This window comes from Myxococcus eversor (assembly GCF_010894455.1).
GTDB lineage: Bacteria > Myxococcota > Myxococcia > Myxococcales > Myxococcaceae > Myxococcus > Myxococcus eversor.
Window position 1 is genome coordinate 64,226 of sequence record NZ_JAAIXY010000006.1, and the last position, 22,627, is coordinate 86,852.

Annotated in this window: 12 protein-coding genes; all 12 read right to left on the reverse strand. The window is 69.3% G+C overall.

Annotated elements, in window-relative coordinates; all coding sequences use genetic code 11:
• Positions 1-272 precede the first annotated feature (272 nt).
• Complete coding sequence (gene agmC / locus G4D83_RS13810) at positions 273-8,384, reverse strand: adventurous gliding motility protein AgmC (protein ID WP_163865209.1); 8,112 nt, start codon at positions 8,382-8,384, stop codon at positions 273-275.
• 369 nt (positions 8,385-8,753) lie between these two features.
• Complete coding sequence (gene ftsA / locus G4D83_RS13815) at positions 8,754-9,986, reverse strand: cell division protein FtsA (protein ID WP_141648320.1); 1,233 nt, start codon at positions 9,984-9,986, stop codon at positions 8,754-8,756.
• Between the two features lie 44 nt (positions 9,987-10,030).
• Positions 10,031-10,885, reverse strand: coding sequence for a cell division protein FtsQ/DivIB (locus G4D83_RS13820; RefSeq protein ID WP_163865210.1), 855 nt, complete (start codon positions 10,883-10,885; stop codon positions 10,031-10,033).
• A gap of 579 nt (positions 10,886-11,464) precedes the next feature.
• Positions 11,465-12,421, reverse strand: a complete 957-nt coding sequence (locus G4D83_RS13825; RefSeq protein ID WP_163865211.1) for a D-alanine--D-alanine ligase — start codon at positions 12,419-12,421, stop codon at positions 11,465-11,467.
• On the reverse strand, positions 12,418-13,353 hold the full coding sequence (gene murB / locus G4D83_RS13830) for a UDP-N-acetylmuramate dehydrogenase (protein WP_163865212.1): 936 nt from the start codon (positions 13,351-13,353) through the stop codon (positions 12,418-12,420). The genes G4D83_RS13825 and murB overlap by 4 nt, the downstream gene beginning before the upstream one ends.
• Before the next feature lie 5 nt (positions 13,354-13,358).
• Entirely contained in the window at positions 13,359-14,777 is a 1,419-nt protein-coding gene (gene murC, locus G4D83_RS13835; RefSeq protein WP_163865213.1) for a UDP-N-acetylmuramate--L-alanine ligase, read from the reverse strand.
• Positions 14,774-15,919 (reverse strand): undecaprenyldiphospho-muramoylpentapeptide beta-N-acetylglucosaminyltransferase, encoded by a 1,146-nt coding sequence (murG, locus tag G4D83_RS13840; RefSeq protein WP_163865214.1) that lies wholly within the window; start codon positions 15,917-15,919, stop codon positions 14,774-14,776. The genes murC and murG overlap by 4 nt, the downstream gene beginning before the upstream one ends.
• Positions 15,916-17,079: a putative lipid II flippase FtsW gene (ftsW, locus tag G4D83_RS13845; protein ID WP_163865215.1), complete on the reverse strand. Its 1,164-nt coding sequence runs from the start codon at positions 17,077-17,079 to the stop codon at positions 15,916-15,918. Before ftsW ends, murG begins: the two co-directional genes overlap by 4 nt.
• Positions 17,080-17,083: 4 nt before the next feature.
• On the reverse strand, positions 17,084-18,451 hold the full coding sequence (murD, locus tag G4D83_RS13850) for a UDP-N-acetylmuramoyl-L-alanine--D-glutamate ligase (protein WP_163865216.1): 1,368 nt from the start codon (positions 18,449-18,451) through the stop codon (positions 17,084-17,086).
• Between the two features lie 23 nt (positions 18,452-18,474).
• Positions 18,475-19,653 (reverse strand): phospho-N-acetylmuramoyl-pentapeptide-transferase, encoded by a 1,179-nt coding sequence (gene mraY, locus G4D83_RS13855; RefSeq protein WP_141648328.1) that lies wholly within the window; start codon positions 19,651-19,653, stop codon positions 18,475-18,477.
• Complete coding sequence (locus G4D83_RS13860; protein ID WP_163865217.1) at positions 19,653-21,056, reverse strand: UDP-N-acetylmuramoyl-tripeptide--D-alanyl-D-alanine ligase; 1,404 nt, start codon at positions 21,054-21,056, stop codon at positions 19,653-19,655. Before G4D83_RS13860 ends, mraY begins: the two co-directional genes overlap by 1 nt.
• Before the next feature lie 32 nt (positions 21,057-21,088).
• On the reverse strand, positions 21,089-22,612 hold the full coding sequence (locus G4D83_RS13865; protein WP_163865218.1) for a UDP-N-acetylmuramoyl-L-alanyl-D-glutamate--2,6-diaminopimelate ligase: 1,524 nt from the start codon (positions 22,610-22,612) through the stop codon (positions 21,089-21,091).
• Positions 22,613-22,627: the final 15 nt, after the last annotated feature.

Genomic DNA, 22,627 nt, shown 5'->3' on the forward strand with positions numbered 1-22,627 from the left:
GCGTGGCGGGTCCACTTCGCCCCTTGACTCGCGCCTGACGGCTCACCCTGGCAGGTCTCCCCGCGTTGGCGCCACCCCTTTCCCCCCTGTTCCACGACACACGTGCAGGGTCTTCACGGAGCGTCACGCGCCTCCGACTCCGGGTGGCGGACGACCCTCGCGCGAAAAACAGAGGGCAGCTCCGGACGACTTGCCGGAACCACCCTCGGGTCAGCGACTTCGGCTGTCAGCCCCGGGGCACCGCGGTGGGCGCCCGGGGCGGCGCGGCGACATCAGGGGCTCGGGCGCTCCACTTCCACCTTGCCGATGCGGACGATGTTGAACTCCACGCGGCGGTTGTTCTCGCGGCCCTTCGCCGACTTGTTGCTGTCGACGGGCTTCGTCTCGCCGTAGCCCTGCGACTCCAGGCGGGCGGCGTCGATGCCCTCCTTCACCAGGAAGGCGCGCACGTTGGCGGCCCGGCGCTTGGACAGGTCCAGGTTGGACGCGTCGTTGCCCTGGTCATCCGTGTGGCCTTCCACCCGCAGCAGCTCCACCTGCGGGTTGGCGCGCAGCACCGCGGCCACCTGTTTCAGCAGCGGGAAGGAGCGCGGGAGGATGATGTCCTTGCCCGTGGCGAAGTAGACCTTCTCCAGGATGAGGATGCGCTCGCCATCCACCTGGACCTTCACCTTGCCCTTGTCGGGGCAGCCGTCCTCGTCCGCCACGCCGTTGATGACCTCCGGCTCCAGCGGGCACTTGTCCGCGACGTCCGGGATGCCGTCCTTGTCGTTGTCCGGGTCCGGGCAGCCATCCGCGTCCTGGAAGCCGTCCTTGTCCTCGGGCTGGTTCGGGCACTTGTCGTCCGGGTCGAAGATGCCGTCGCCGTCCGTGTCCACGGGCGGAGCCTCGTCCGGGCACCCGTCCTCGTCCTGGAAGCCGTTCTTCGTCTCCGGCTCGTTCACGCACTTGTCGTCGCCGTCGAGGATGCCGTCCTGGTCATTGTCCGGGTCCGGGCAGCCATCCGCGTCCTGGAAGCCATCCTTGTCCTCGGGCTGCGTGGGGCACTGGTCGTCCGGGTCGTAGAGGCCGTCGCCGTCCGTGTCCACGGGCGGAGGCGGCGCCGCCTTCTTCGGCTCGGGCGGAGGGCTGTAACCGAAGCCCGCCAGCAGCCGGTAACCCGGCGTGCCGTAGCCCCGGGTGAGGCCCGGTCCACCGCCCACGTGCGCCGTGAAACCACTCACCGCGCGGTACTTCAGCGCGGCCAGCAGCTCCAGCGGGCTCTCCTCGGAGTCCTGCTCGTCCAGACCGATGGCGCCAATCACCGTCGCCTCGGCGGACAGCGGCACCCGGCCCAGCGTGAAGGGAATCTCCGTGCCCAGGCCGTAGGTGAAGGCGTTGCCCGCCGTCAGGTTGCGCAGCACCTGCTTCTCGCGGATGTCCACGCCGACGTTGGCGGCGAAGCGGACCTTCTCACCGTACTCGGCCACCAGCTTGGGCTGCACGCCCACCCCGGAGCTTCCGAGGAAGTCGTTGCCACCCGCCGTGGGCAGCGTCACCGGCACCACCAGCGCGAGGCCGAAGCGCTCCCCATCAATCAGGCGCGCCTTCGGAACCAGGCGCAGGTCGCCGATACCACCGCCGCCCACGCCCTGGGAGAAGGACGCGTCCACCTGCGGAGCGGGGTCCGAGCCCTGAATCGTCACGGGCAGAATCACGCCGATTTCGAAGCGGTCGAACAGACCCACCGCGCCCATCAGGTCGATGCCCAGCTGACGGCTCACCAGCGCGGTGATGAACCGGTCCGAGCGAGGGTCCAGGAAGTTGAGCGGCTTGCTCCCGTAGTTGAGCGACAGGCCGAGGTTCAACCCCAGGTGGCGCTGCACGCGGGCGCTGTGGATGCCGAGGATGTCCTCGGCGCCCGGACCCGGCTTGAAGCGCTGCACGTCGATGGACTGCGACACGGGGCCCGGCGTCGTCACCTGCGCGTGGGCAGGCTGCGCCGCGAGCGTCCCCGCGAGGACCAGGCCTCCGGTGACGGCCGCCGCCACGCCCCGCGACGAGCGCCCCGCCACGCGGCGGAGGCGACCGAACAGGGGCAGCGCCAGGAACAGCAGCGCCAGCGGCGCGAAGGTGCCCGCTCCGCCCGTGCTGCAACCACGGCCCACGACGATGAAGTCGTCATCGCCGACCAGCGGGTTGGTGCCGCCGTTGACCTCTTCACCGTCGCTCGCGCCACCCGCGTCGGTGTCGCGGTTGTTCGGGTCCGTCTCGCCGTTGTCGAAGCCGCCGTTGTGGTTGGTGTCCTCGCGGCCGTCGTTCAGGCCGTCACCGTCGGTGTCCGGGTTGAGGGGGTTGGTCGCGTTGGAGCCCAGGACTTCCACGCCGTCGTTCAGACCATCGTCGTCCGTGTCGGCGTCGTTCGGGTTGGTCTCCGTGGCGTCCACGCGGCCGTTGTGGTCCGCGTCCTCGCGGCCATCGTTCAGGCCGTCACCATCCGTGTCCGGGTTCCTCGGGTCGGTGGTGGTGCTCGGGTCCAGGTCCGGCACGAAGTTCGGCGAGTCGACGTTGGTGCCCGGAGGCGCCGTCTCCCGCGTCACGCCGCGCTCGGTACCGTCGTTGATGCCGTCGTTGTCGCTGTCCGGATCCAACGCGTCGATGATGCCGTCCCCATCCGTGTCGGTGAGGGCCTCCTGGCCATCCGGCACGCCGTCGTCGTCGCTGTCGGCGTCATGCGGGTCCATGCCGAGCTCGATTTCGCGCTCGTCGCTCACGCCGTCCAGGTCGGAGTCCACGTCGTCCGCGGCCAGGTTCGGGTCCGTCTCGCCCGGGTCGATGCGGCCGTTGTGGTTCGCGTCCTCCACGCCGTCACGCACGCTGCCGCCGTCCGTGTCCGGGTTGAGGGGGTTCGTCACGGTGGTCGGGTCCGCATCGGGGATGAAGATGGTGGCGTCGGTGTCCGAGCCCTCGCCCTCGGTGAGGCCCAGCTCCGTGCCGTCCTGGATGCCGTCGCCGTCCGTGTCCGCCTCGTTCGGGTCGGTCTCGTCCGCGTCGACGATGCCGTCGTGGTTCTTGTCCTCGGTGCCATCCAGCAGACCGTCGTCATCCGAGTCGTCGTCGAGCGGATCCGTCCCGCCCACTTCCACCTCGATGCCGTCCGACACCCCGTCGCCGTCCGTGTCCGGGTTGTTCGGGTCCGTGCCAATCGCAATCTCCTCCGTGTCCGTCAGGCCGTCGCCGTCCGTGTCCAGGCCGATGGACCAGATGAAGTTGGCGGGCGTGGGGTCCACGTCGCCGTCCGCGTCCACCGCGCGCACCTGGAAGGTGTGCGTTCCCTCGGGCAGGCCCGTGAAGTTGATGGGGCTGGTGCAGAGGGCGAAGGGCGCGCCGTCGAGCGAGCACTCGAAGGTGTCACGCGGGTCTCCCGTAACGGAGTTGAAGCTGAACTCCGCGTCGGTGCTGGCGGTGTTCACGGGCGGGCTCGCGGTGATGCGCGTGTCCGGCACGGAGTCCACCGTGAAGGTGTTCGTGTCCGTGGCGGTGTTGCCACTCGTATCCGTCGCCGTGGCCGTCACCGTGTGAGGCCCGTCGAACAGCGGCGTCGTCACGGGCACCGACCAGGTGCCGTCGGCCCCCGCCGTCGCCGTGCCCACCGTGGTGCCGTCCACCACCACCGTGACAGTGGCGCCCGGCTCCGTGGTACCCGAGTACGTCACGACCGGGTTGGTCACCGTCGAGCCGTCCGCCGGCGTGGTGATGCTCACCGACGTCGTCGCGTCCACCGTGAAGGCGTTGGTGTCCGTCGCGGTGTTGCCCTCGGTGTCTTCCGCCGAGGCCGTCACCGAGTGCGCACCGTCCGCCAGCGCCGCGGCCACCGGCAAGGTCCAGGAGCCGTTCGCGGCCGCCGTCACCGTGCCCACCACCGTGCCATCCACCGTGACAGTCACCGTGGCGCCCGCCTCCGCGGTGCCCACGTACGTCACCACTCCGTTGGTCAGCACCGCGCCCTCGGCAGGCGTGGTGATGCTCACCGTCGTGGCCGTGTCCACCGTGAAGGTGTTGGTGTCCGTCGCGGTGTTGCCCTCGCCGTCGTCGGCGGTGGCCGACACCGTGTGCGGGCCGTCCGTCAGCGTCGTGGACACCGGCACCGACCAGCTGCCGTCGACACCCGCCGTCACCGTGCCCACCGTGGTGCCATCCACCACCACCGTCACCGTGGCGCCCGGTTCCGCCGTACCCGAGTACGTCACCACCGGGTTGCTCACCGTCGAGCCGTCCGCCGGAGTGGTGATGCTCACGTTCGTCGACGTGTTCACCGTGAAGTTGTTCGTGTCCGTGGCGGTGTTGCCGTTCGCATCCTCGGCCGTGGCCGTCACCGTGTGAGGACCCTCGGCCAGCGACGAGTTGCCCGGCACCGACCAACTGCCGTTCGCCGCCGCCGTCGTGGTGCCCACCACCGTGCCATCCACTTCCACCGTCACCGTGGCGCCCGGCTCCGCCGTACCCGAGTACGTCACCATCGGGTCGCCCACCGTCGAGCCATCCGCCGGCGAGACGATGTTGACGTTCGTCGAGGTGTCCACCGTGAAGGTGTTCGTGTCCGTCGCGGTGTTGCCGTTGGCGTCCTCCGCCGAGGCCGTCACCGTGTGAGGTCCGTCACCCAGCGTCGAGACGCCCGGCACCGACCAGATGCCGTTCGCCGGCACCGTCACCGTGCCCACCGTGGTGCCGTCCACCACCACCGTCACCGTGGCGCCCGGCTCACCCGTACCCGAGTACGTCACCACGCCGTCGTCCAGCACCGCGCCGTCCGCCGGAGCGGTGATGCTCACGTTCGTCGTCGAGTCCACCGTGAAGGTGTTCGTGTCCGACGCCGTGTTGCCACTCGTATCCGTCGCCGTGGCCGTCACCGTGTGAGGACCCTCGCCCAGCGGCGTCGCCACCGGCAGGGACCAGTCGCCGCCAGGGCCCGCCGTCACCGTGTCCACGGTGACGCCGTCCACCACCACCGTCACCGTGGCGCCCGGCTCCGCGGTGCCCGAGTAGGTCACCACGCCGTCATCCAGCACCGCGCCCTCCGCCGGCGTGGTGATGCTCACGTTCGTCGTCGAGTCCACCGTGAAGGTGTTCGTGTCCGACGCCGTGTTGCCGTTCGTGTCCTCCGACGTGGCCGTCACAGAGTGCGGCCCCTCGCCCAACGGCGTCGCCACCGGCACCGACCAGATGCCGTTCGCCGGCACCGTCACCGTGCCCACCGTGGTGCCGTCCACCACCACCGTCACCGTGGCACCCGGCTCACCCGTACCCGAGTACGTCACGACCGGGTTGGTCACCGTAGAACCGTCCGCCGGAGTGGTGATGCTCACCGACGTGCCCGAGTCCACCGTGAAGGCGTTCGTGTCCGCCGCCGTATTTCCATTCGTGTCCGTCGCCGTCGCCGTCACCGTGTGCGCCCCGTCACTCAGCGGCGTCGCCACCGGCAGCGACCAGTTGCCGTTCGCGGGCACCGTCACCGTGCCCACCGTGGTGCCATCGACGCTCACCACCACCGTGGCGCCCGGCTCACCCGTACCCGAGTACGTCACCACCGGGTTGCTCGTGGTCGAGCCCTCCGCCGGCGTGGTGATGCTCACGTTCGTCGTCGCGTCCACCGTGAAGGCGTTGGTGTCCGTCGCGGTGTGGTTCAGCGCATCCGTCGCCGTCGCCGTCACCGAGTGCGGCCCGTCCGCCAGCGGCGCGGCCACCGGCAGCGACCAGATTCCATTCGCGGGCACCGTCACCGTGCCCACCGTGGTGCCATCGACGCGCACCACCACCGTGGCGCCCGGCTCACCCGTACCCGAGTACGTCACGATCCGGTTCGTCAGCACCGCGCCCTCGGCCGGCGTCGTCACGCTCACGAACGTGCCCGTGTCCACCGTGAAGGCATTCGTGTCCGTCGCGGTGTGGTTCAGCGCATCCGTCGCCGTGGCCGTCACCGAGTGCGGCCCGTCCGCCAGCGGCGCGGCCACCGGCACCGACCAGCTGCCGTTCGCCGCCGCCGTCACAGTGCCCACCGTGACGCCATCCACCACCACCACCACCGAGGCGCCCGGCTCGGCCGTACCCGAGTACGTCACCACCGGGTTCGTCAGCACCGCGCCCTCGGCCGGCGTCGTGACACTCACCGACGTCGCCGTGTCCACCGTGAAGGCGTTCGTGTCCGTCGCGGTGTGGTTCTGGGCGTCCGTCGCCGTCGCCGTCACCGAGTGCGGCCCGTCCGCCAGCGCCGCGGCCACTGGCACAGACCACGTCCCGTTCGCCGCCGCCGTCACCATACCCACCGTGACGCCATCCACCACCACCGCCACCGAGGCGCCCGGCTCCGCCGTGCCCGAGTAGGTCACCACGCCGTTGGTCAGCACCGCGCCCTCAGCGGGCGTCGTGACAGTCACCGTCGTCGCCGTGTCCACCGTGAAGGTGGACGTCGTGGCCGTGCTCGTACGGGTCGCATCCTGCGAGACGACCGAGATGTTGTAGACGCCGTCCGGCACCGCGAAGGGAATCGGGAACGTCCAGTTACCGCCCGTCACCGCGACAGCCGGGTACGTCGTGCCGTTGATGGTGAGCACCACGGACGTGGCGCCGCCCGACGCCGTGCCGGTGATTTGCGTCGGCGCCGTCGTGAGCACCGCGTTGTTCGCCGGAGTGACGACGACCGGCGGAGGAAGCGCGGCGTTGACCGTGAAGGTGTTGGTGTTGCTGACCACGCTCGAGGCGCCATTCAGCACGGACACGGCATTCACCGTGTGGGCGCCCGTCGTCAGGTCCACGACCGGCGTGTACGTGAAGTTGCCCGCGGCATCCGCCGTGACACGCGCCAGCTCCACGCCGTCCACGGAGATGATGACCGTGGAGTTCGGGGTCGCCGTGCCGGTGATGGGAGGACGCACACCCGTGACGGAGCCGTTGGCCGGCGTCACGACCACCGGAGCCGTCGGCGTCGCGAAGGGGCCCGTCAGGATGGTGATGACACCGGGGCTGCCCGCGATGGCGCCGTAGGTGAGGCCGTCCGGAGCGCCCGCCGTGGGCTGCGTACCAGGGGTGCCGCCCGTGACAGCGGGGGAGCAGGTCACGGTGCCGCCCTGGAGCAGGATGCGACCACCACCACCGCCACCACCCGTGCCGTGCTCCGCGAAGGTCGTGCTACCGCCGTTGCCACCGCGCGCCGACACCTGGTTGGCGCCGCAGGTCAGCGCGCCAGTGAAGCGCAGATAAATCGTTCCACCCGAGCCACCGCCACCCGCCGCGTCGTTGGCGTCGTCGCGAGCGTTCTCACCCGCCACGCCATTGGAGGAAATCGTCCCCGCGCCAGCCAGCGAGGCCGCGCGGATGAACACGATGCCGCCCGCGGCGCTGCCCCCGCCGCCAAAGTCGTCGTTGCTGTGGCCCGAACCGCCACCACCACCGAAGAGCAGCTTGTCCACCGCGCTGAAGTCCATGCGCGTGCCGCCCAGGCCGCCCACGTCACGGGAGGGAATGGTATCGCCACTCCACGTCCGGCCACCCTTGCCGCCCGCGCCCGCGCTGCCGCCGCCACCACCCCCCGAGTTGTGGCAGATGCCGCCGCCCGCGCCGTTGGCGATGTTGCCGTAGCCCGTCGTTCCCGCGGTGAACGGGAAGGTGTTGTCGTAGCTCGCCAACACCGCGCCCTCGCCCTTCGGCGCGCCGCCCGGATAGGTCTGGTTGAGACCGGTGCAGCCATCCCCATCACCATTCCAGAAGATGCCGCCGCGGAAGCCCGTGTTGGTCGCGGAGATGGAGCCCGCGTTGTTCACCGCGCCCGTGGCCAGGAAGATGAGCACGCCACCCGTGGTTCCATCCCACGGCCTGGCGACGAGGCTTCCCGCCGCGTTGACAGTCACCGTGGAGTACTCGGGAACGCGGATGGCCTGCGTCCCGGTGTTGGCCGCGAAGGCCACCGTGAGCGGCGCGGTGAAGGTGAGGCGCGTCGCTGTCAACGCCTGCACGCGCCCGAACTGCCACCGGCCCACCGCCTCGTTGCCGGCCGCGGTCAGGTCGATGGGCGTCTGGCTGCCCGAGGCCGGCGCCGTGAGGCCCGCCGACTGGTACACCAGCACCAGGTCGTTCACCGCGAAGCCCGTCGACGAGGCGACCGTGACAAAGTTCTGGCCGGCCGGAACCAACGCCGTCACCCGCGTATAGGTGTTGACGATGGTACCGGGCGCGTTGACGGTGAGCGCACCATCCGAGCCGTCACCCAGGTGGAAGGTATCGGCCGAGGCATGCGCGGCGGGGGCCACCAGCGCGGCACACAAGAGCGCCAGCAGGCCGACGGCGGGCAAGCGAGCACGTACGCGCCGCGACTCGACCAGCGAAGTAGGAGTTTGTGGGTTCGGTTTCATAGGCCTGGGCCGCGCGGAGTGAAGTGGGGCCCGGGCGGCGCTGATCCCACATAGCAATCCAGGAGCCACCCTCCGTCCACTTCTGGTCCTACCCCGGCCCAGGGGGGGTCCCTCGCCCCTCCCCTCTGAGACGGAGCGGTGGATCCGAATCACGGATCCAGATTCTGGAAACCGGACCGAATGACCCACCTGGGTAGGACCTTGCGGGCTCGCTTTGACCCGTCAACCCAGGGCGACGGGTCCCCGTTGACGTGTCAGCCAAGGCCCTGCGTCGGGCAGAACCGTGACGCGCACCGCCAAAAGCAAAAGGGGCCCTCCTTCCGGAGAGCCCCTTCGCGTGACGCCAGGACGCGGCTGCGTCCCGAGGCGCTAGAAGATTTCCTCGAGCCACTCGCGCATGCGGCCCTTCACCTTCTTGTACACGTTCTCTTCGCGGATGCGGAACATGCGCCGGTCCAGGTGCTTGGCGCCGTAGACCACCAGGCCCACGCCCGTCGCGTACATGGGGCTCTTCACCACGTCCACCAACCCGCCGATGCCGCGCGGCATGCCCCGGCGCACCGGCAGCCCGAGCACTTCCTCGGCCAGCTCCGGCATGCCCGCCAACAACGTCGAGCCGCCCGTAATCACCACGCCCGAGGCCAGCAGGTCCTCGTAGCCGCACTTCTGAATCTCACGGTGCACGAGCTGGAAGATCTCCTCCACGCGCGGCTCCAGGATTTCGCACAGAATCTGCCGCCCGAGGACGCGAGGCTGACGACCGCCCACGCTCGGCACCTCCAGCGTGTCGTCCTTGTTGATGAGCGACGCCAGCGCGCAGCCGTACTTCTGCTTGATGCGCTCGGCCTCATGGGCCGGCGTGCGCAGGCCGATGGCGATGTCGCTGGTGAGGTTGTTGCCGCCCAGCGCAATCACCGCCGTGTGGACGATGGAGCCGCCGGAGAAGATGGCGATGTCCGTGGTGCCGCCGCCGATGTCGACGAGGCACACGCCCAGCTCCTTCTCGTCCTCGCCCAGCACCGCCTCGGCGCTCGCCAGCGGCTGCAGGACGATGTCGGAGACATTCAGGCCCGTCCGGTTCGCGCACTTGACGATGTTCTGCGCGCTGGAGACGGCGCCCGTGACGATGTGCACCTTGGCCTCCAGGCGCACGCCCGCCATGCCCAGGGGCTCCTTGATGCCGCCCTGGTCATCGATGATGAACTCCTGGGGCAGGACGTGGATGACCTCCCGGTCCAGGGGGATGGCCACCGCCTTCGCCGCGTCGATGACGCGCGCGATGTCCGCCTCGCGGACCTCCTTGTCCTTCACCGCCACGATGCCTTGGGAGTTGAAGCCCTTGATGTGGCCACCGGCGATGCCCGTGTAGACGTGGGAGATCTCCGCGCCCGCCATCAGCTCCGCCTCTTCAATCGCGCGGCGGATGGAGGAGACGGTCGCCTCGATGTTCACCACCACGCCCTTGCGCAACCCCTTCGACGGATGCGTCCCGATACCGATGATGTCGATACCGCTGTCGGTCAGCTCCCCGACGATGGCGCAAATCTTCGTCGTGCCGATGTCGAGGCCGACAATAATCTCCCCCGACTTCTGCTTCGCCATGACAACCCTCCCAGGCCCCCCACTCTCGTGAAAGGGGCGTCCTCTTACTGCCTCGCGCTCCCGTTCCTCTCGGACACGGGGCTCGAAAGCTTCACCGCCACCCAACCGGGCCGGGCCCGGTTATCCAGGTGAATGATCTCCGCTGCAAGCCCCCTGGCGCCCAGTTCGCGCCGGACACGGCCCAACCGCTGCAGCTTGATTTCGGAATTTCCTTCGCCTAGGCGCACTTCCTGTCCGGAAGCGGCCACCAGCGTCACGTCCCGCCCGTCCATCCGAACCTCGGACAGCCGCTCCGGCTTGCCCGGCGACTCCTTCGCGTACGCCCGCGCCACCTCGAGCGCCGCCTGGAACCGCTGGCGCGCCACAGCGGGGTCCGTCACGTAGCCCTCGCGGTCCACCCCGGTGACGAGCGGCAAATCCAGCCCGTCCCCCGGCGTCACCCGCTTGAAGGGCTCGCCCTCTTCGTCCAGCACGTACAGCTCTCCCATCACCGCCAGCGCCTCGGGGACGTGCTCGGACACCTCCACGGAGACCCGGTTCGGGAAGCGCCGCGTCACGTCCACCTTCTTCACCCACGGGTGCTGGAGCATGGCTCGCTCCAACGCCCCCACCTCCAACGTCCAGAGGTTCTGACCCTTCGTCAAAGCCGCCAGGCGCAGCAGCTCCACGCGCGATGCGCGCTGCAGGCCGGTGAAGGACACCGCCGCCAGTTCGAACCGGGGCGATGCCAGCGCCCACCGGCGCAGCTCCACCCCGCCCCACACCAACAACCCCGTCACCAGCGTCAGCGCGACCACCTTCATGACGCCCGGGCCCTGCGAGCGCACGACGCTCTTCACGGCCTCATTTCGCTGGGCAGTGTCTTGACGGCGGCGATTTTTGCTTCGACCGAAGGCCATGGTGTGGGAACGCTGGGACCCATGCTGCGCGCGGATGGATCCCCACGCCAGTTTTTGGCTACAGCGACGTCGCTGTAGCGCGCACGACGTCGTCGAGGAAGCCGGGCTCCCGCCCCACGCGGGCCCCAGGCAAAGGGCTGACGACCTTCGTCCTCAAGCCGCTGGATTTCAAGAAGGCTTTTTATCAGGACGCAGGCCCGAATGTGTCGACGAGTGGATGGATGGACCTCTCCCGCACCGGGTCGGCGCCTGACGAAGGGTGATGGCCCCGCCGTCTCGCAGGCGTTGGGACGATTTCCACGGGCCGGACGGAGTCCCCCACCGCGACGCCCCACCCTCGATTCCACCAGGTCACGCCGGGAGTGGCCATCGGTGGTCGTCACGCGGGAGGCAACCCCGGACGCGAAAGCCCGGGCGCGGGAGGAAGGCGTGACGACGGACGCCCCTCCACGTGACGTGACGATGGGAACGCGCCGCGGCCCGTACGGAGGTCCCCGCGAGACAGGAGCGCGACGAGGGTCCTCGGCGCCTCGCGGTCTCCGACGTCGCGGAGATGGAGCGAGGCTGAACGTCTCTTCTCTAGGACTTGAGACTCGCGCCCAGGAGCAGGCGCTCGCACAGGGCCGGGAAGTCGATGCCACGACCCGCCGCGATTTTGGGCAGGAGGCTGGTGGCCGTCATGCCCGGCAGCGTGTTCGTCTCCAGGAGGAACACCTCGCCTGCCTCCGTGACGATGACGTCCGAGCGCGAGCCGCCCGCGCAGCCGAGGGCCCGGTGCGCGCCCAGACACACCTCGTTCACTCGCGCGTACTGAGCCTCCGGCAACGGCGCTGGGAAGAGGTACTGCGTGCCCGTGCCCGCCTTGTACTTGGCGTCGTAGTCGTAGAACTCGCGGGCGGCGCGGACCTCGATGACGCCCAGGGCCTCGTCGTCCAGCACTCCCCCCTGAACCTCGCGTCCCTTGATGAACTGCTCCACCAGCAAGGTGCCCGCGTACTTCGCGGCGTCCTTCACGGCGGCGTCGTAGTCCTCGCGCGCCTTGCAGATGTGCACACCCACGCTGCTGCCCTCGCGGCTGGGCTTCACCACCACCGGGAAGGCAAAGCCCAGCGAGTCACCCGCCGCCAGCGCGGATGCCTCGTCGGCGAAGGCGCGGTAGGCGGGCGTGGGGATGCCCTGGGCGATGAAGACGAGCTTCGCGTAGACCTTGTCCATCGCCAGCGCGGACGCGAGCACGCCGCTGCCCGTGTACGGGATGAACATGGACTCCAAGAGGCCCTGGAGGCTGCCGTCCTCGCCGTAGCGGCCGTGCACCGCCAGCCACGCCACGTCCACCTTCTCCGCGATGAGGCGCGCGGGAAGGTCCTTGCCCACGTCGATGTCCACCACGTCGTAGCCCAGCGAGCGCAGCGCACCCGCCACGGCGGCGCCGGTGCGCAGGGACACCTCGCGCTCGGACGACAGGCCGCCGTACAGCACGCCCACGCGCTTGTTCTTGAGTTCATCCTTCGAGAAGGCGCCGCGATTCGCTGTCATGGCAGGAACTCTCCCACGCGTTTGACTTCGGGTTTCAAGTCGACACCGGAGTGCTCATGCACACGCGTCCGCATCAGCGTGATGAGCCCCAGCACGTCCCGGGCGGTGGCCCCCCCCAGGTTGACAATCCAGTTGGCGTGCAGCGTCGAAATCTGCGCCCGCCCCAGCGTGTGCCCCTTGAGGCCCACCAGCTCAATCAACCGCCCGGCATGGTCTCCAGGGGGATTGGTGAAGACGCTGCCGAAGTTCGGCTGGCTCAACGGCTGCGTCCGCTTGCGGTAGCCCAGGTCCGCGTCCATCGCGACCTTGGAGGCGGCGACATCGCCCTTGGGCAGCCGGAAGCGAACCCGCGTCACCACGCCCCCGGGCGGCAGCTCCGAGTGCCGGTACGCATGCGGTATCTGCGCCTTCTTCAGCCACCCCACCCCATCGGGCGACGCGACCTCCACGGCTTCGATGACACGGAACGCCTCGCCGTTCTTGGTGCCCGCGTTCATCGACACCGCGCCGCCCAGGGTGCCTGGGATGCCCGCGAGGAACTCCGCGCCCACCAGCCCCTGGCCGCGCATCACGTTGACGAGCTTCACGATGGCCGCGCCCGCGCCCAGGGTGATGAGCCCGTCGTCGGGCCCCACCTCGATGAGCTCGGGGAACAGGTCCCCGGGCAGCTTCACCGTCACACCCGCCACGCCACCGTCCCCCACCAGCGTATTGGCGCCACCACCGAGGATGCTCACGGGCGCGCCTTCGTCCCTCGCGAGCTTCAGCAAGGCGACGAGCGCATCGGGCGTTCGCGGGCGCACCAGCGCCTCCGCCGCGCCACCCACCCGGACGCTGATGAGCGGAGCCAGCGGCTCGCCGGCCTTCACTTCACAGTCCGGCAGTCGCTCCACGCGAGCCGCCAGCGCCGTCTTCACGCCTGCTTCCACCATGTCGGCTAGCCCTTCGCCGGAGCCGCGTTGCCGAGCAGGCCGAGCAGGTCCGGCCCCACATGGGTGATGTCACCCGCGCCGAGCGTCAGCACCAGGTCCCCCTCGCGCAGCCGGGGCAGGAGCGCCGCCGGCAGGTCCGTGCGCTTGGGGACGAACGTCACGTCGCGGTGGCCGTGCGCGCGAATGGCCTCCGCCAGCGCGTCACCGGTGGCGCCCGGAATGGGCTCCTCGCCGGCCGCGTAGACGTTGGTGACGAAGAGCACATCCGCGTCGTTGAACGACGTGGTGAACTCCTTCATCAAGTCGTGCGTGCGCGTGTAGCGGTGCGGCTGGAAGGCCACCACCACGCGGCGACCGAAGGCGCGCCGGGCACCCGCCAGCGTGGCCAGAACCTCCGTGGGGTGGTGTCCGTAGTCGTCCACCACGGTGATGCCCTTGGCCTCGCCCTTCACCGTGAAGCGACGCTGCACACCGCCGAACTCGGCCAGCGCGGTGCGCACCGTCTCCAGCGGAATGTCCATCTCCTCAGCCACGGCGATGACAGCCAGCGCGTTGAAGGCGTTGTGCGCGCCCACCATGCGCACGCGGAACTCGCCCAGGTCCTCCTCGCGGCGGAACGCGTGGAACGTGGTGGTGAAGCCGTCCAGGGCAATGCTCTCCAGGCGGTAGTCCGCCATGTGCGAGCTGCCGTAGGTGACGAAGCGCTTCTCGATGCGCGGCAGGAGCGCCTGGACGTTGGGGTTGTCCAGGCACAACACGTTGAGGCCGTAGAAGGGCACCCGGTTGCAGAACTCCACGAAAGCCGTCTGGAGCACCTCCAGCGAGCCGTAGTGGTCCATGTGCTCCGGGTCGATGTTGGTGACGATGGCGATGGACGGGTGCAGCTTGAGGAAGCTGCCGTCGCTCTCGTCCGCCTCCACCACCATCAGCTCGCTCTTGCCGAGCTTGGCGTTGGAGTCGAGCACGTTCACCTTGCCGCCCACCACCGCCGTCGGGTCCAGCCCCGCCGCGCTCAGCACGGTGGCCACCATGGACGTCGTCGTCGTCTTGCCGTGGCTGCCAGCGACGGCGACGGCGTACTTCAGCCGCATCAACTCCGCGAGCATCTCCGCGCGGGGGATGACGGGAATCTTCCGCTGGCGCGCGGTGACGACCTCCGGATTGTCCTTGCGCACCGCGGATGAAATCACCACCACGTCCGCCTGGACGAGGTTCTGCGCCTTGTGCCCCTCGAAGATGGTGGCGCCCATGCGCGTCAGGCGCCGGGTGATATCGCTCTCCTTCAAGTCGGAGCCGGACACCCGGTAGCCCAGGTTGAGGAGCACCTCTGCGATGCCGCTCATGCCGATGCCGCCGATGCCCACGAAGTGCACCTGCGCGGCGTGCCGCGTCTTGAAGAGGCTGGGGGGCTTGTTCTTCGTCACGACTTGCTCCTGGGTGCCGTCTTCGCCTCGGGGGTGGGACGCTCGCGGCCCGTGGGGCCCCAGGTCTGCACCATCAGGTCCACACACACGTCCGCCAGCTCCTTCGCCGCCTCTGGACGGCCCAGCAGGGCCGCCTTCTTCTCCATGCCCCTGAGCCGCTCCGGCTGCGACTTCAGCGTCCGCAGCGTCTCCGCCAGCTTCGCGCCCGTCAGCTCCGACTCCTGGAACATCAGCGCCGCGCCCGCGTCCACCAGCGCCCGCGCGTTCACCGTCTGGTGGTCATCCGTGGCGTGCGGGAAGGGAATCAAGATGCTCGCCTTCTTGCAGACCGTCAGCTCCGCCAACGTGGTGGCACCGGCGCGACAGATGACCAGGTCCGCCATCGCGTACGCGCTCGACATGTCGTCGATGAACTCCACCACGTCCGCGTGGAAGCCCTTGTCCGCGTAGCCCTTGCGCACCGTCTCCAGGTCGTTCTTCCCCGTCTGGTGCACGAAGCGCAGGCCTTCCTTCAAGTCCCCCAGCGAGTCGAGCGCCTCCAACATCCGCTGGTTGATGCCGCGCGCGCCCAGGCTGCCGCCGAAGACGAGCACCGAGAAGTTCTCGTGCGCCACGTGGCTGCGCAGGTAGTTGTCCATCAGCTTGCGGCGGATGGGGTTGCCGATGAGCTGCACCTTCTTCTCCGGGAAGAAGCGCCGCGCTTCATCGAAGGCGATGAAGACCACGCGCACCACCTTGCCCAACAGCTTGTTGGTGAGCCCCGGCAGCGCGTTCTGCTCCTGGATGGCGGTGGGGATGCCCATCAGCCACGCGGCCAGGACGACCGGACCGCTCGCGTAGCCGCCCACGCCCACCACCACGTCCGGCTTCTGCCGGGCGAGGATGCGGAACGACTCGATGAAGGCCAGCGGCAGCGCGACGAGCGCCTTGATGAGCGAGAAGAAGCCCTTGCCCTTCAGGCCCTGCACCTTCACCAGCTCCAGCGGATAGCCCTCGCGCGGAACCACGCGCGCCTCCAGGCCCCGCTCCGTCCCCACGAAGACGACTTCGTTGGCGTGGTGACGCGTCACCACTTCTTCCGCCAGGGCGATGCCCGGGAAGAGATGACCACCGGTGCCGCCCCCCGCGATGAGCACCTTCACGCCGCCACCTCCCTGAGTTCCGAACCCGCACGCGCGCTCCGAGGCGCGCCCTCCGCGCTGGCGCTCAACGACAACAACACGCCCGCCGCGCCCATCAGCACCACCAGTGACGTGCCGCCGTACGAGACGAACGGCAGCGTCAGGCCCTTGGTCGGCAGCAGCCCCATGGCCACGCACATGTTCACCGTGGCCTGGAAGGCGATGATGGAGGTGATGCCCAGCCCCAGGTACGTACCGAAGGTCTCCCCGGCCGCGAGGCTCGCGCGCACGCCGCGCCACAGGACGAGGCCGTAGAGCGACACGAGCACGCCCACGCCAATCAGCCCCGTCTCCTCACCGAGGATGGAGAAGATGAAGTCGGTGTGCGCTTCTGGCAGGAAGAAGAGCTTCTGCCGGCCGTCACCCAGGCCCAGGCCCACCACGCCACCGGAGCCGATGGACATGAGGGACTCGGCGACCTGGTAGCCCACGTCGTGCCGGTGCGCCCACGGGTCCAGGAAGGCCAGGATGCGCTTCATGCGGTACGGGCTGGAGGCAATCGCCACGTACGCCATGGGCAGCGCGAGCAGGATGGAGCCGACCAGGTAGCTCAGCTTCGCGCCCGCGGCGAACAGCAGCACGAACAACATGAACACCAGCAGCACGCTGCTGCCGAAGTCGGGCTGGAGCATGCAAAGCATCACCAGGATGCCGCACAGCGCCAGATGCGGGACGAAGCCCACGGAGAACGTCGCCACCTTCTCGCGCTTCTTCGCCAGCGAGTAGGACAGGTAGACGACCCACGCGAACTTGGCGACCTCGGCCGGCTGGAGGCTGAAGCCCGGCAGCCGAATCCAGCGCCGCGCGCCGCCGGCCGTGGAGCCGATGCCGGGAATGGCCACCAGCACCAGCAACACAATCGCCGCGAGCAGCAGCGGATAGGCGAAGCGCGCCAGCTTGCGCCAGCCCAGCTTCATCGCCACGGCCATCGCCACCAGGCCGATGCCCGCCGCGGTGACCTGTCGCTTGAAGAAGTAGAGGCTGTCGCCGAGCTTGTCCTGCGCCAGCACCGCGCTCGCCGAGTACACCATCACCAGGCCCATCGTCACGAGGCCGAGCACGGCGCACAGGAGGATGGGGTCGAACCGCACGGGAGCGTTCGACGGAGGAGAGGTCTTCATGCCGTCACAGCGCTCCGACCAGGCGCTTGAAACTGTCGCCCCGGTCCTCGAAGTTCTTGAACTGATCGTACGACGCACATGCGGGCGACAGCAGCACCGTGTCACCCGCCTTCGACAGCGCACGCGCCTTCGCCACCGCGGCCGCCAGCGTGCCGCACGCATGCACCGCCGCCTGCCCCTCGTACGCCCGGGCGAGCAACTCCGCGTCGGCGCCGATGGTCAGCACGCCCTTCACCTTGCCCCGTCCCGCCTCCACCATGGGCGAGTACGGCGCGCCCTTGCCCTTGCCGCCGGCAATCAGCCACAGCCCGTCCTGGAACGCGCGCAGCGCCACGAGCACGGAGTCCACGTTCGTGGCCTTCGAGTCGTTCACCCACTCCACCCCGTCCAGCACCCGCACGCTCTCCAGCCGGTGAGGCAGGCCCGGGTAGCTGTCCAGTCCCGCCTGCACCGCCTCGGCCGACACGCCGCCCAGCCGCGCCAGGAGCGTCGCCGCCATCGCGTTCTGCGCGTTGTGGGCCCCTCGCAGCGCGCGGTTGTTCAGCCGGTACTTCTCGCCCTGGAAGTCCAGCCGGAAGCCGCCCTCCTCCGCCAACGCGAGCCCCGCCAGCTTCGGCGCGTCCGCCACGGGCTTGCCCGTGAGGCTGAAGCCGTACACGGGCACTCGCGCCTGTCGCGCCAGCCCGAGCACGTCCGCGTCGTCCGCGTTCACCACCGCGAAGTCACCCTCTCGCTGGTGGTGGAAGATGCGGGCCTTGGCCTCGCCATACGCGCCATGATTCGCGTACCGGTCGATGTGGTCCGCCGTGAGGTTGAGGATGGCGGCGCCGCGAGGGCGCAGCGTCTGGATGCCCTCCAGTTGGAAGCTGGACAGCTCCACCACCAGCGCGTCCCAGTCGCCGGGCGTCAGCGCGGCCTCGCTGAAGGGCCGGCCCAGGTTGCCGCCGACGAAGGTGCGCTTCTTTCCCTGGAGGAACAGCTCGCCGGTGAGCGCCGTGGTGGTGCTCTTCCCGTTGGTGCCGGTGATTCCGAACAGCGGCACCGACTCCAGGAAGCGCCACGCCAGCTCCACCTCGCCCCAGACGGGCACGCCCACGGCGGCGGCGGCGCGCAGCTCCGGCAGCGCCAGCGGCACACCCGGGCTCACCACCACCAGCGACTGCGACTCCAGGAGGCCCGGCGTCGCGGGGTCGGTGACGAGCGTGGCGCCCAGCGCTTTGACTTCGCGGGCCACGTCGCCCAGCGCGTCCTCGCTCCGGGCGTCCAGCGCCGTCACTCTCGCGCCCCGCTGCGACAAGAGGCGCAGCGCCGCCACGCCGCTCTTCGCCAGCCCGTATACCAGCACCTTCTGCCCGGACAGCGCGAACGTCATGGATGTTCCACCCCTCGGGAGAATCAGCGCAGCTTGAGCGACAGGAGCGCCACGCCACCACAGAGGATGGAGACGATCCAGAAACGGACGATGATCTTCGGCTCGGCCAGCCCCTTGAGCTCGAAGTGGTGGTGCACCGGCGCCATCTTGAACACGCGCTTGCCGGTCATCTTGAAGGAGGCCACCTGAATCATCACGCTCAGCGCCTCCGCGAAGAAGATGCCGTGGATGATGGCGGACACCACCTCGTTCTTGGACAGCACCGCCAGCCCGCCCAGGGCGCCACCCAGCGCCAGCGAGCCGATGTCCCCCATGAACACGGAGGCCGGATACGTGTTGAACCAGAGGAAGGAGATGCCCGCGCCGACGATGGCCGCGCAGAACACCGCCAGCTCCGCGCCGCCCGGCACCTGGAGGATGCCCAGGTATTGCCACAGCGGCGTGGCCACCAGCTTCGTCGTGCCGCCCACCGTCACCGAGTCCGCGATGCTCAGCGTGGTCCCCGCGACGTAGCAGAGCACCGCGAAGGTAATCGCGGAGACGATGGTGGGGACAATCGCGAGCCCGTCCAAGCCGTCGGTGAGGTTCACCGCGTTGGACGTGCCCACGATGACGATCCACGCGAAGACGACGTAGAACCAGCCCAGGTCCAGGTTGAACCAGTGGGACGGAATGAAGGGCAGCGTCAGCCGCGTGTTGATGAGCAGCGTGGGGCCGAACGAACCGTCCGGCTGCGTCCACGTCGTCAGCAGACCGAAGACGGCGATGAGGAAGAAGACGGTCTGCAGCACCATCTTCTTGCGCCCCGCCAGGCCCTTCGAGTTGCGCTTGGACAGCTTGAGCCAGTCGTCCAGGAAGCCGATGAAGCCGTAGCCGAAGGTCAGCAGCAGCACCACCCAGACGGCGCGGCTCTTCAGGTCCGCGAACAGCAGCGTGCCCGCGGCGATGCAGATGAGGATGAGCGCGCCACCCATGGTGGGCGTGCCCTTCTTCTTCTGATGCGAGTCCGGCGTGTCCTCGCGGACGTTGCTCTGTCCGTGCTGCTTCAGGCGCAGCCTCGCGATGAGGCGCGGCCCAATCAGCATGCCCAGCACGAGCGCGAAGACTCCGGCGGCGATGATGCGGAAGGTGGGGTAGCGCAGGAAGTTGAGAACCCGCCCCGCTTCCGTGTTCTGGATGAGCTCGTAGAGCAGATACAGCACTAGTGGTTTCCTCCGGAGGACGCGGTCGTGCCCGTCAATGCGGCCACCACCCGCTCCAGCCGCATTCCGCGGCTTGCCTTCACCAGCACCACGTCGTGAGGACGAAGCCTCGGCGTCAACCACGCCACCAGGGGCTCCACCTCCGTGAAATGCGCCGCGGACCCACCCAGCCCCGCGTGCTTGAAACCCTCCGCGGAGCGCGGGCCGAAGAAGGCCACCAGCTCCGCCTTGCCTGCAACTTGCCCGCCCAGCCGCGCGTGCTCCTCGAACTCGCCCGGCCCCAATTCCAGCATGTCGCCCAGCACCGCCACCGCGCGGCCCCCGGGCGTCACCAGCGTGCCCAGCGTCTCCAGCGCCGCGTCCATGGAGGCGGGGTTCGCGTTGTAGCAATCGTCAATCACCGTCACGCCTCCCAACCCGTCCACCACGTTGAGGCGCCGCGCGTACGGCTTCGCCGCCTCCAGGCCCTTCACGCACTCCTCCGCCGTGTAGCCCAGCGCCAGCGCCACCGCGAAGGCCGCCGTCGCGTTCTGCGCGTTGTGCGGACCGATGAAGCCCAGCCGCACCGGCCACTCCCGGCCCAGGTGGCGCACCGTGGCCACCATGCCGTCGCGGCCCTTCGTCTCCACCGACACCAGCCGCACGTCCGAGCCGTCCGCGCGGCCGAAGGTCAGCCGGTTCGCTTCACTGCGCTCGGCCTGCGCGGGGATGAGCGCGTCGTCCGCGTTGACGACAATCGTCGTCCCATGTCCCATCTCCTGGAACATCTCCCCTTCCGCGTCCGCCACGCCCCGCAGGCTGCCCAGCCCCTCCAGGTGCTCGGGCTGGACGACGGTGATGACCCCCGCGTCCGGCCGCACCACCCGGGTGAGCCGCTGGATTTCGCCGGGCCGGTTCATCCCCACCTCGATGACCGCCGCCACGTGCTGGGGCTCCAGCCGGAACAGCGTCAGGGGGACGCCCACTTCGTTGTTGAAGTTGCCCTCCGTCTTCAGCGCCGGCCCGCGCGTGGCGAGGATGGCGCCCACCATCTCCTTGGTGGTCGTCTTCCCGTTGGAGCCGCCCACCGCGCAGATGGGAATGCGGAAGCGCTGACGGTGGTGGCGGCCCAGGGCCCCCAACGCCATCAGCGTGTCGTCGACCTCGTAGAGCGTGAAGCCCTCTGGTAGCGCGGGCAGGGCGCGGCCCCGCCCCACCACCGCGCCGGCCGCCCCACCCTTCGCCGCGACGTCCACGAAGGCGTGGGCGTCAAAGCGCTCACCCACCAGCGCCACGAAGAGGCACCCCGGGGTGAGTGCCCTCGTGTCGGTGCAGACGGCCTCGAAGGCGGCCGGCCCGGGACTTCCGAGCCGGGTCGCCCCCGTCGCCTGCACCACCTCTTCGTCGCTGAATCGAGCTGCCATAGGGGTGTGGGGCGTCCCGTCCGCGAGCCTTCTCAGCCGGCGGTGCGGCTCGCCAGCGCCTTGGCGGCGGCCTGGCGGTCATCGAAGCTGAGCTTCTCCTTGCCCACCTGCTGGTACGTCTCGTGGCCCTTGCCAGCGATGAGGACGACGTCGTCCGCGCTCGCCAGTGCAATGGCCTGCTCGATGGCGGTGCGCCGGTCCGCCTCGACCAGGTAGCCCTTCTCGCCCGACTTCGCCTTGTTCGCGGAGATGCGGCGCAGGCCGCCCTTCTCCACGCCCGACGTCACCTGGCTGATGATTTCGTCCGGGTCCTCCGTGCGCGGGTTGTCGCTGGTGATGACCGTCAGGTCCGCGGCCTCCGCGGCCACCGCGCCCATCAGCGGACGCTTGCCCTTGTCCCGGTCTCCACCGCAGCCGAAGACCGTGATGACACGGCCCTTGGCCATCGCGCGCGAAGCCTCCAGCGCGCGCTTGAGCGCGTCGTCGGTGTGCGCGTAGTCCACGAACACGGCGGGCGCCCCGGCGGGGCCGTAGTTCTCCACGCGCTCCATGCGGCCAGCCACGGGCGTCATCCGCTCGATGCCGACCTTCACGTCGCTGCGCGAGAAGCCCGCGCCGATGCCGATGCCCACCGCCAGGAGGATGTTCTCCAGGTTGTGGGGCCCCAGCAGCTTGCTCTTCAGCGCGATGTCGCCCGAGGGCGTCTTCAGCGTGCCGGTGATGCCGGTCAGCGAGAAGGTGACATCCGAGGCCGAAATCTCACCGGCGCCCGTGCGGCTGAACTTCCACGCCATGCGCTTCTGACCGCGCTGCTCGTTGTAGATGCGGCTGGCGTACGTGTCGTCGCCATTCACCACGGCCACGCCCGTGGCGGACAGGTTCTCCGCGAAGAGCTTCCGCTTCGCCTGGAAGTAGTCCTCCATGTCCTTGTGGTAGTCGAGGTGGTCGCGGCTCAGGTTGCTGAAGCCCGCGGCCTTGAAGGTCAACCCGTGCACGCGCTCCTGCGCGAGCGCGTGGCTGGACACCTCCATCACCACCGTCTCCACACCCGCGTCCACCATCTCCCTGAAGATGCGATGCAGCTCCAGCGGATCCGGCGTCGTGTTGGCCGTCTCGACCGTCTTGCCCCCGAACTTGTAGCCCAGGGTGCCGATGACACCCGTGGACACGTAGGCCGCCGCGCTCATCGCCTCCAGCAGGAACGACGTCGTCGTCTTCCCGTTGGTGCCCGTGACGGCCAACAACGTCAGCTTGTCGGCCGGCCGGCCATGGAAGTTCGCGGCGATGAGGGCCAGCGCCTTGCGCGCGCTGCCCACCTTGAAGAAGGGCACCTGCGAGGAAGGCACCGGCTTCTCGGAGACCACCGCCACGGCTCCGCGTGACACGGCCTCCCCGATGAACTGGGCACCATCCTCCTTGGTGCCTGGAATGGCGATGAACAAGTCGCCAGGCTTCACATGCCGCGAGTCCTGGGTCACACCGGTGACGTCGACCGCGGAACGACCACCCGAGGTCTGCTCGGCACCACACCCTGCGAGGACATCCGTCAGCTTCATCTCTTCCCCTTCACA

What these genes read in the sequence shown, in the direction of transcription:
- agmC (WP_163865209.1), bottom strand. Translation starts at nt 8,384, where the DNA reads ATGAAACCGAACCCACAAACTCCTACTTCGCTGGTCGAGTCGCGGCGC.
- ftsA (WP_141648320.1), bottom strand. Translation starts at nt 9,986, where the DNA reads ATGGCGAAGCAGAAGTCGGGGGAGATTATTGTCGGCCTCGACATCGGC.
- G4D83_RS13820 (WP_163865210.1), bottom strand. Translation starts at nt 10,885, where the DNA reads ATGGCCTTCGGTCGAAGCAAAAATCGCCGCCGTCAAGACACTGCCCAG.
- G4D83_RS13825 (WP_163865211.1), bottom strand. Translation starts at nt 12,421, where the DNA reads ATGACAGCGAATCGCGGCGCCTTCTCGAAGGATGAACTCAAGAACAAG.
- murB (WP_163865212.1), bottom strand. Translation starts at nt 13,353, where the DNA reads ATGGTGGAAGCAGGCGTGAAGACGGCGCTGGCGGCTCGCGTGGAGCGA.
- ftsW (WP_163865215.1), bottom strand. Translation starts at nt 17,079, where the DNA reads ATGAAGACCTCTCCTCCGTCGAACGCTCCCGTGCGGTTCGACCCCATC.
- murD (WP_163865216.1), bottom strand. Translation starts at nt 18,451, where the DNA reads ATGACGTTCGCGCTGTCCGGGCAGAAGGTGCTGGTATACGGGCTGGCG.
- G4D83_RS13860 (WP_163865217.1), bottom strand. Translation starts at nt 21,056, where the DNA reads ATGGCAGCTCGATTCAGCGACGAAGAGGTGGTGCAGGCGACGGGGGCG.
- G4D83_RS13865 (WP_163865218.1), bottom strand. Translation starts at nt 22,612, where the DNA reads ATGAAGCTGACGGATGTCCTCGCAGGGTGTGGTGCCGAGCAGACCTCG.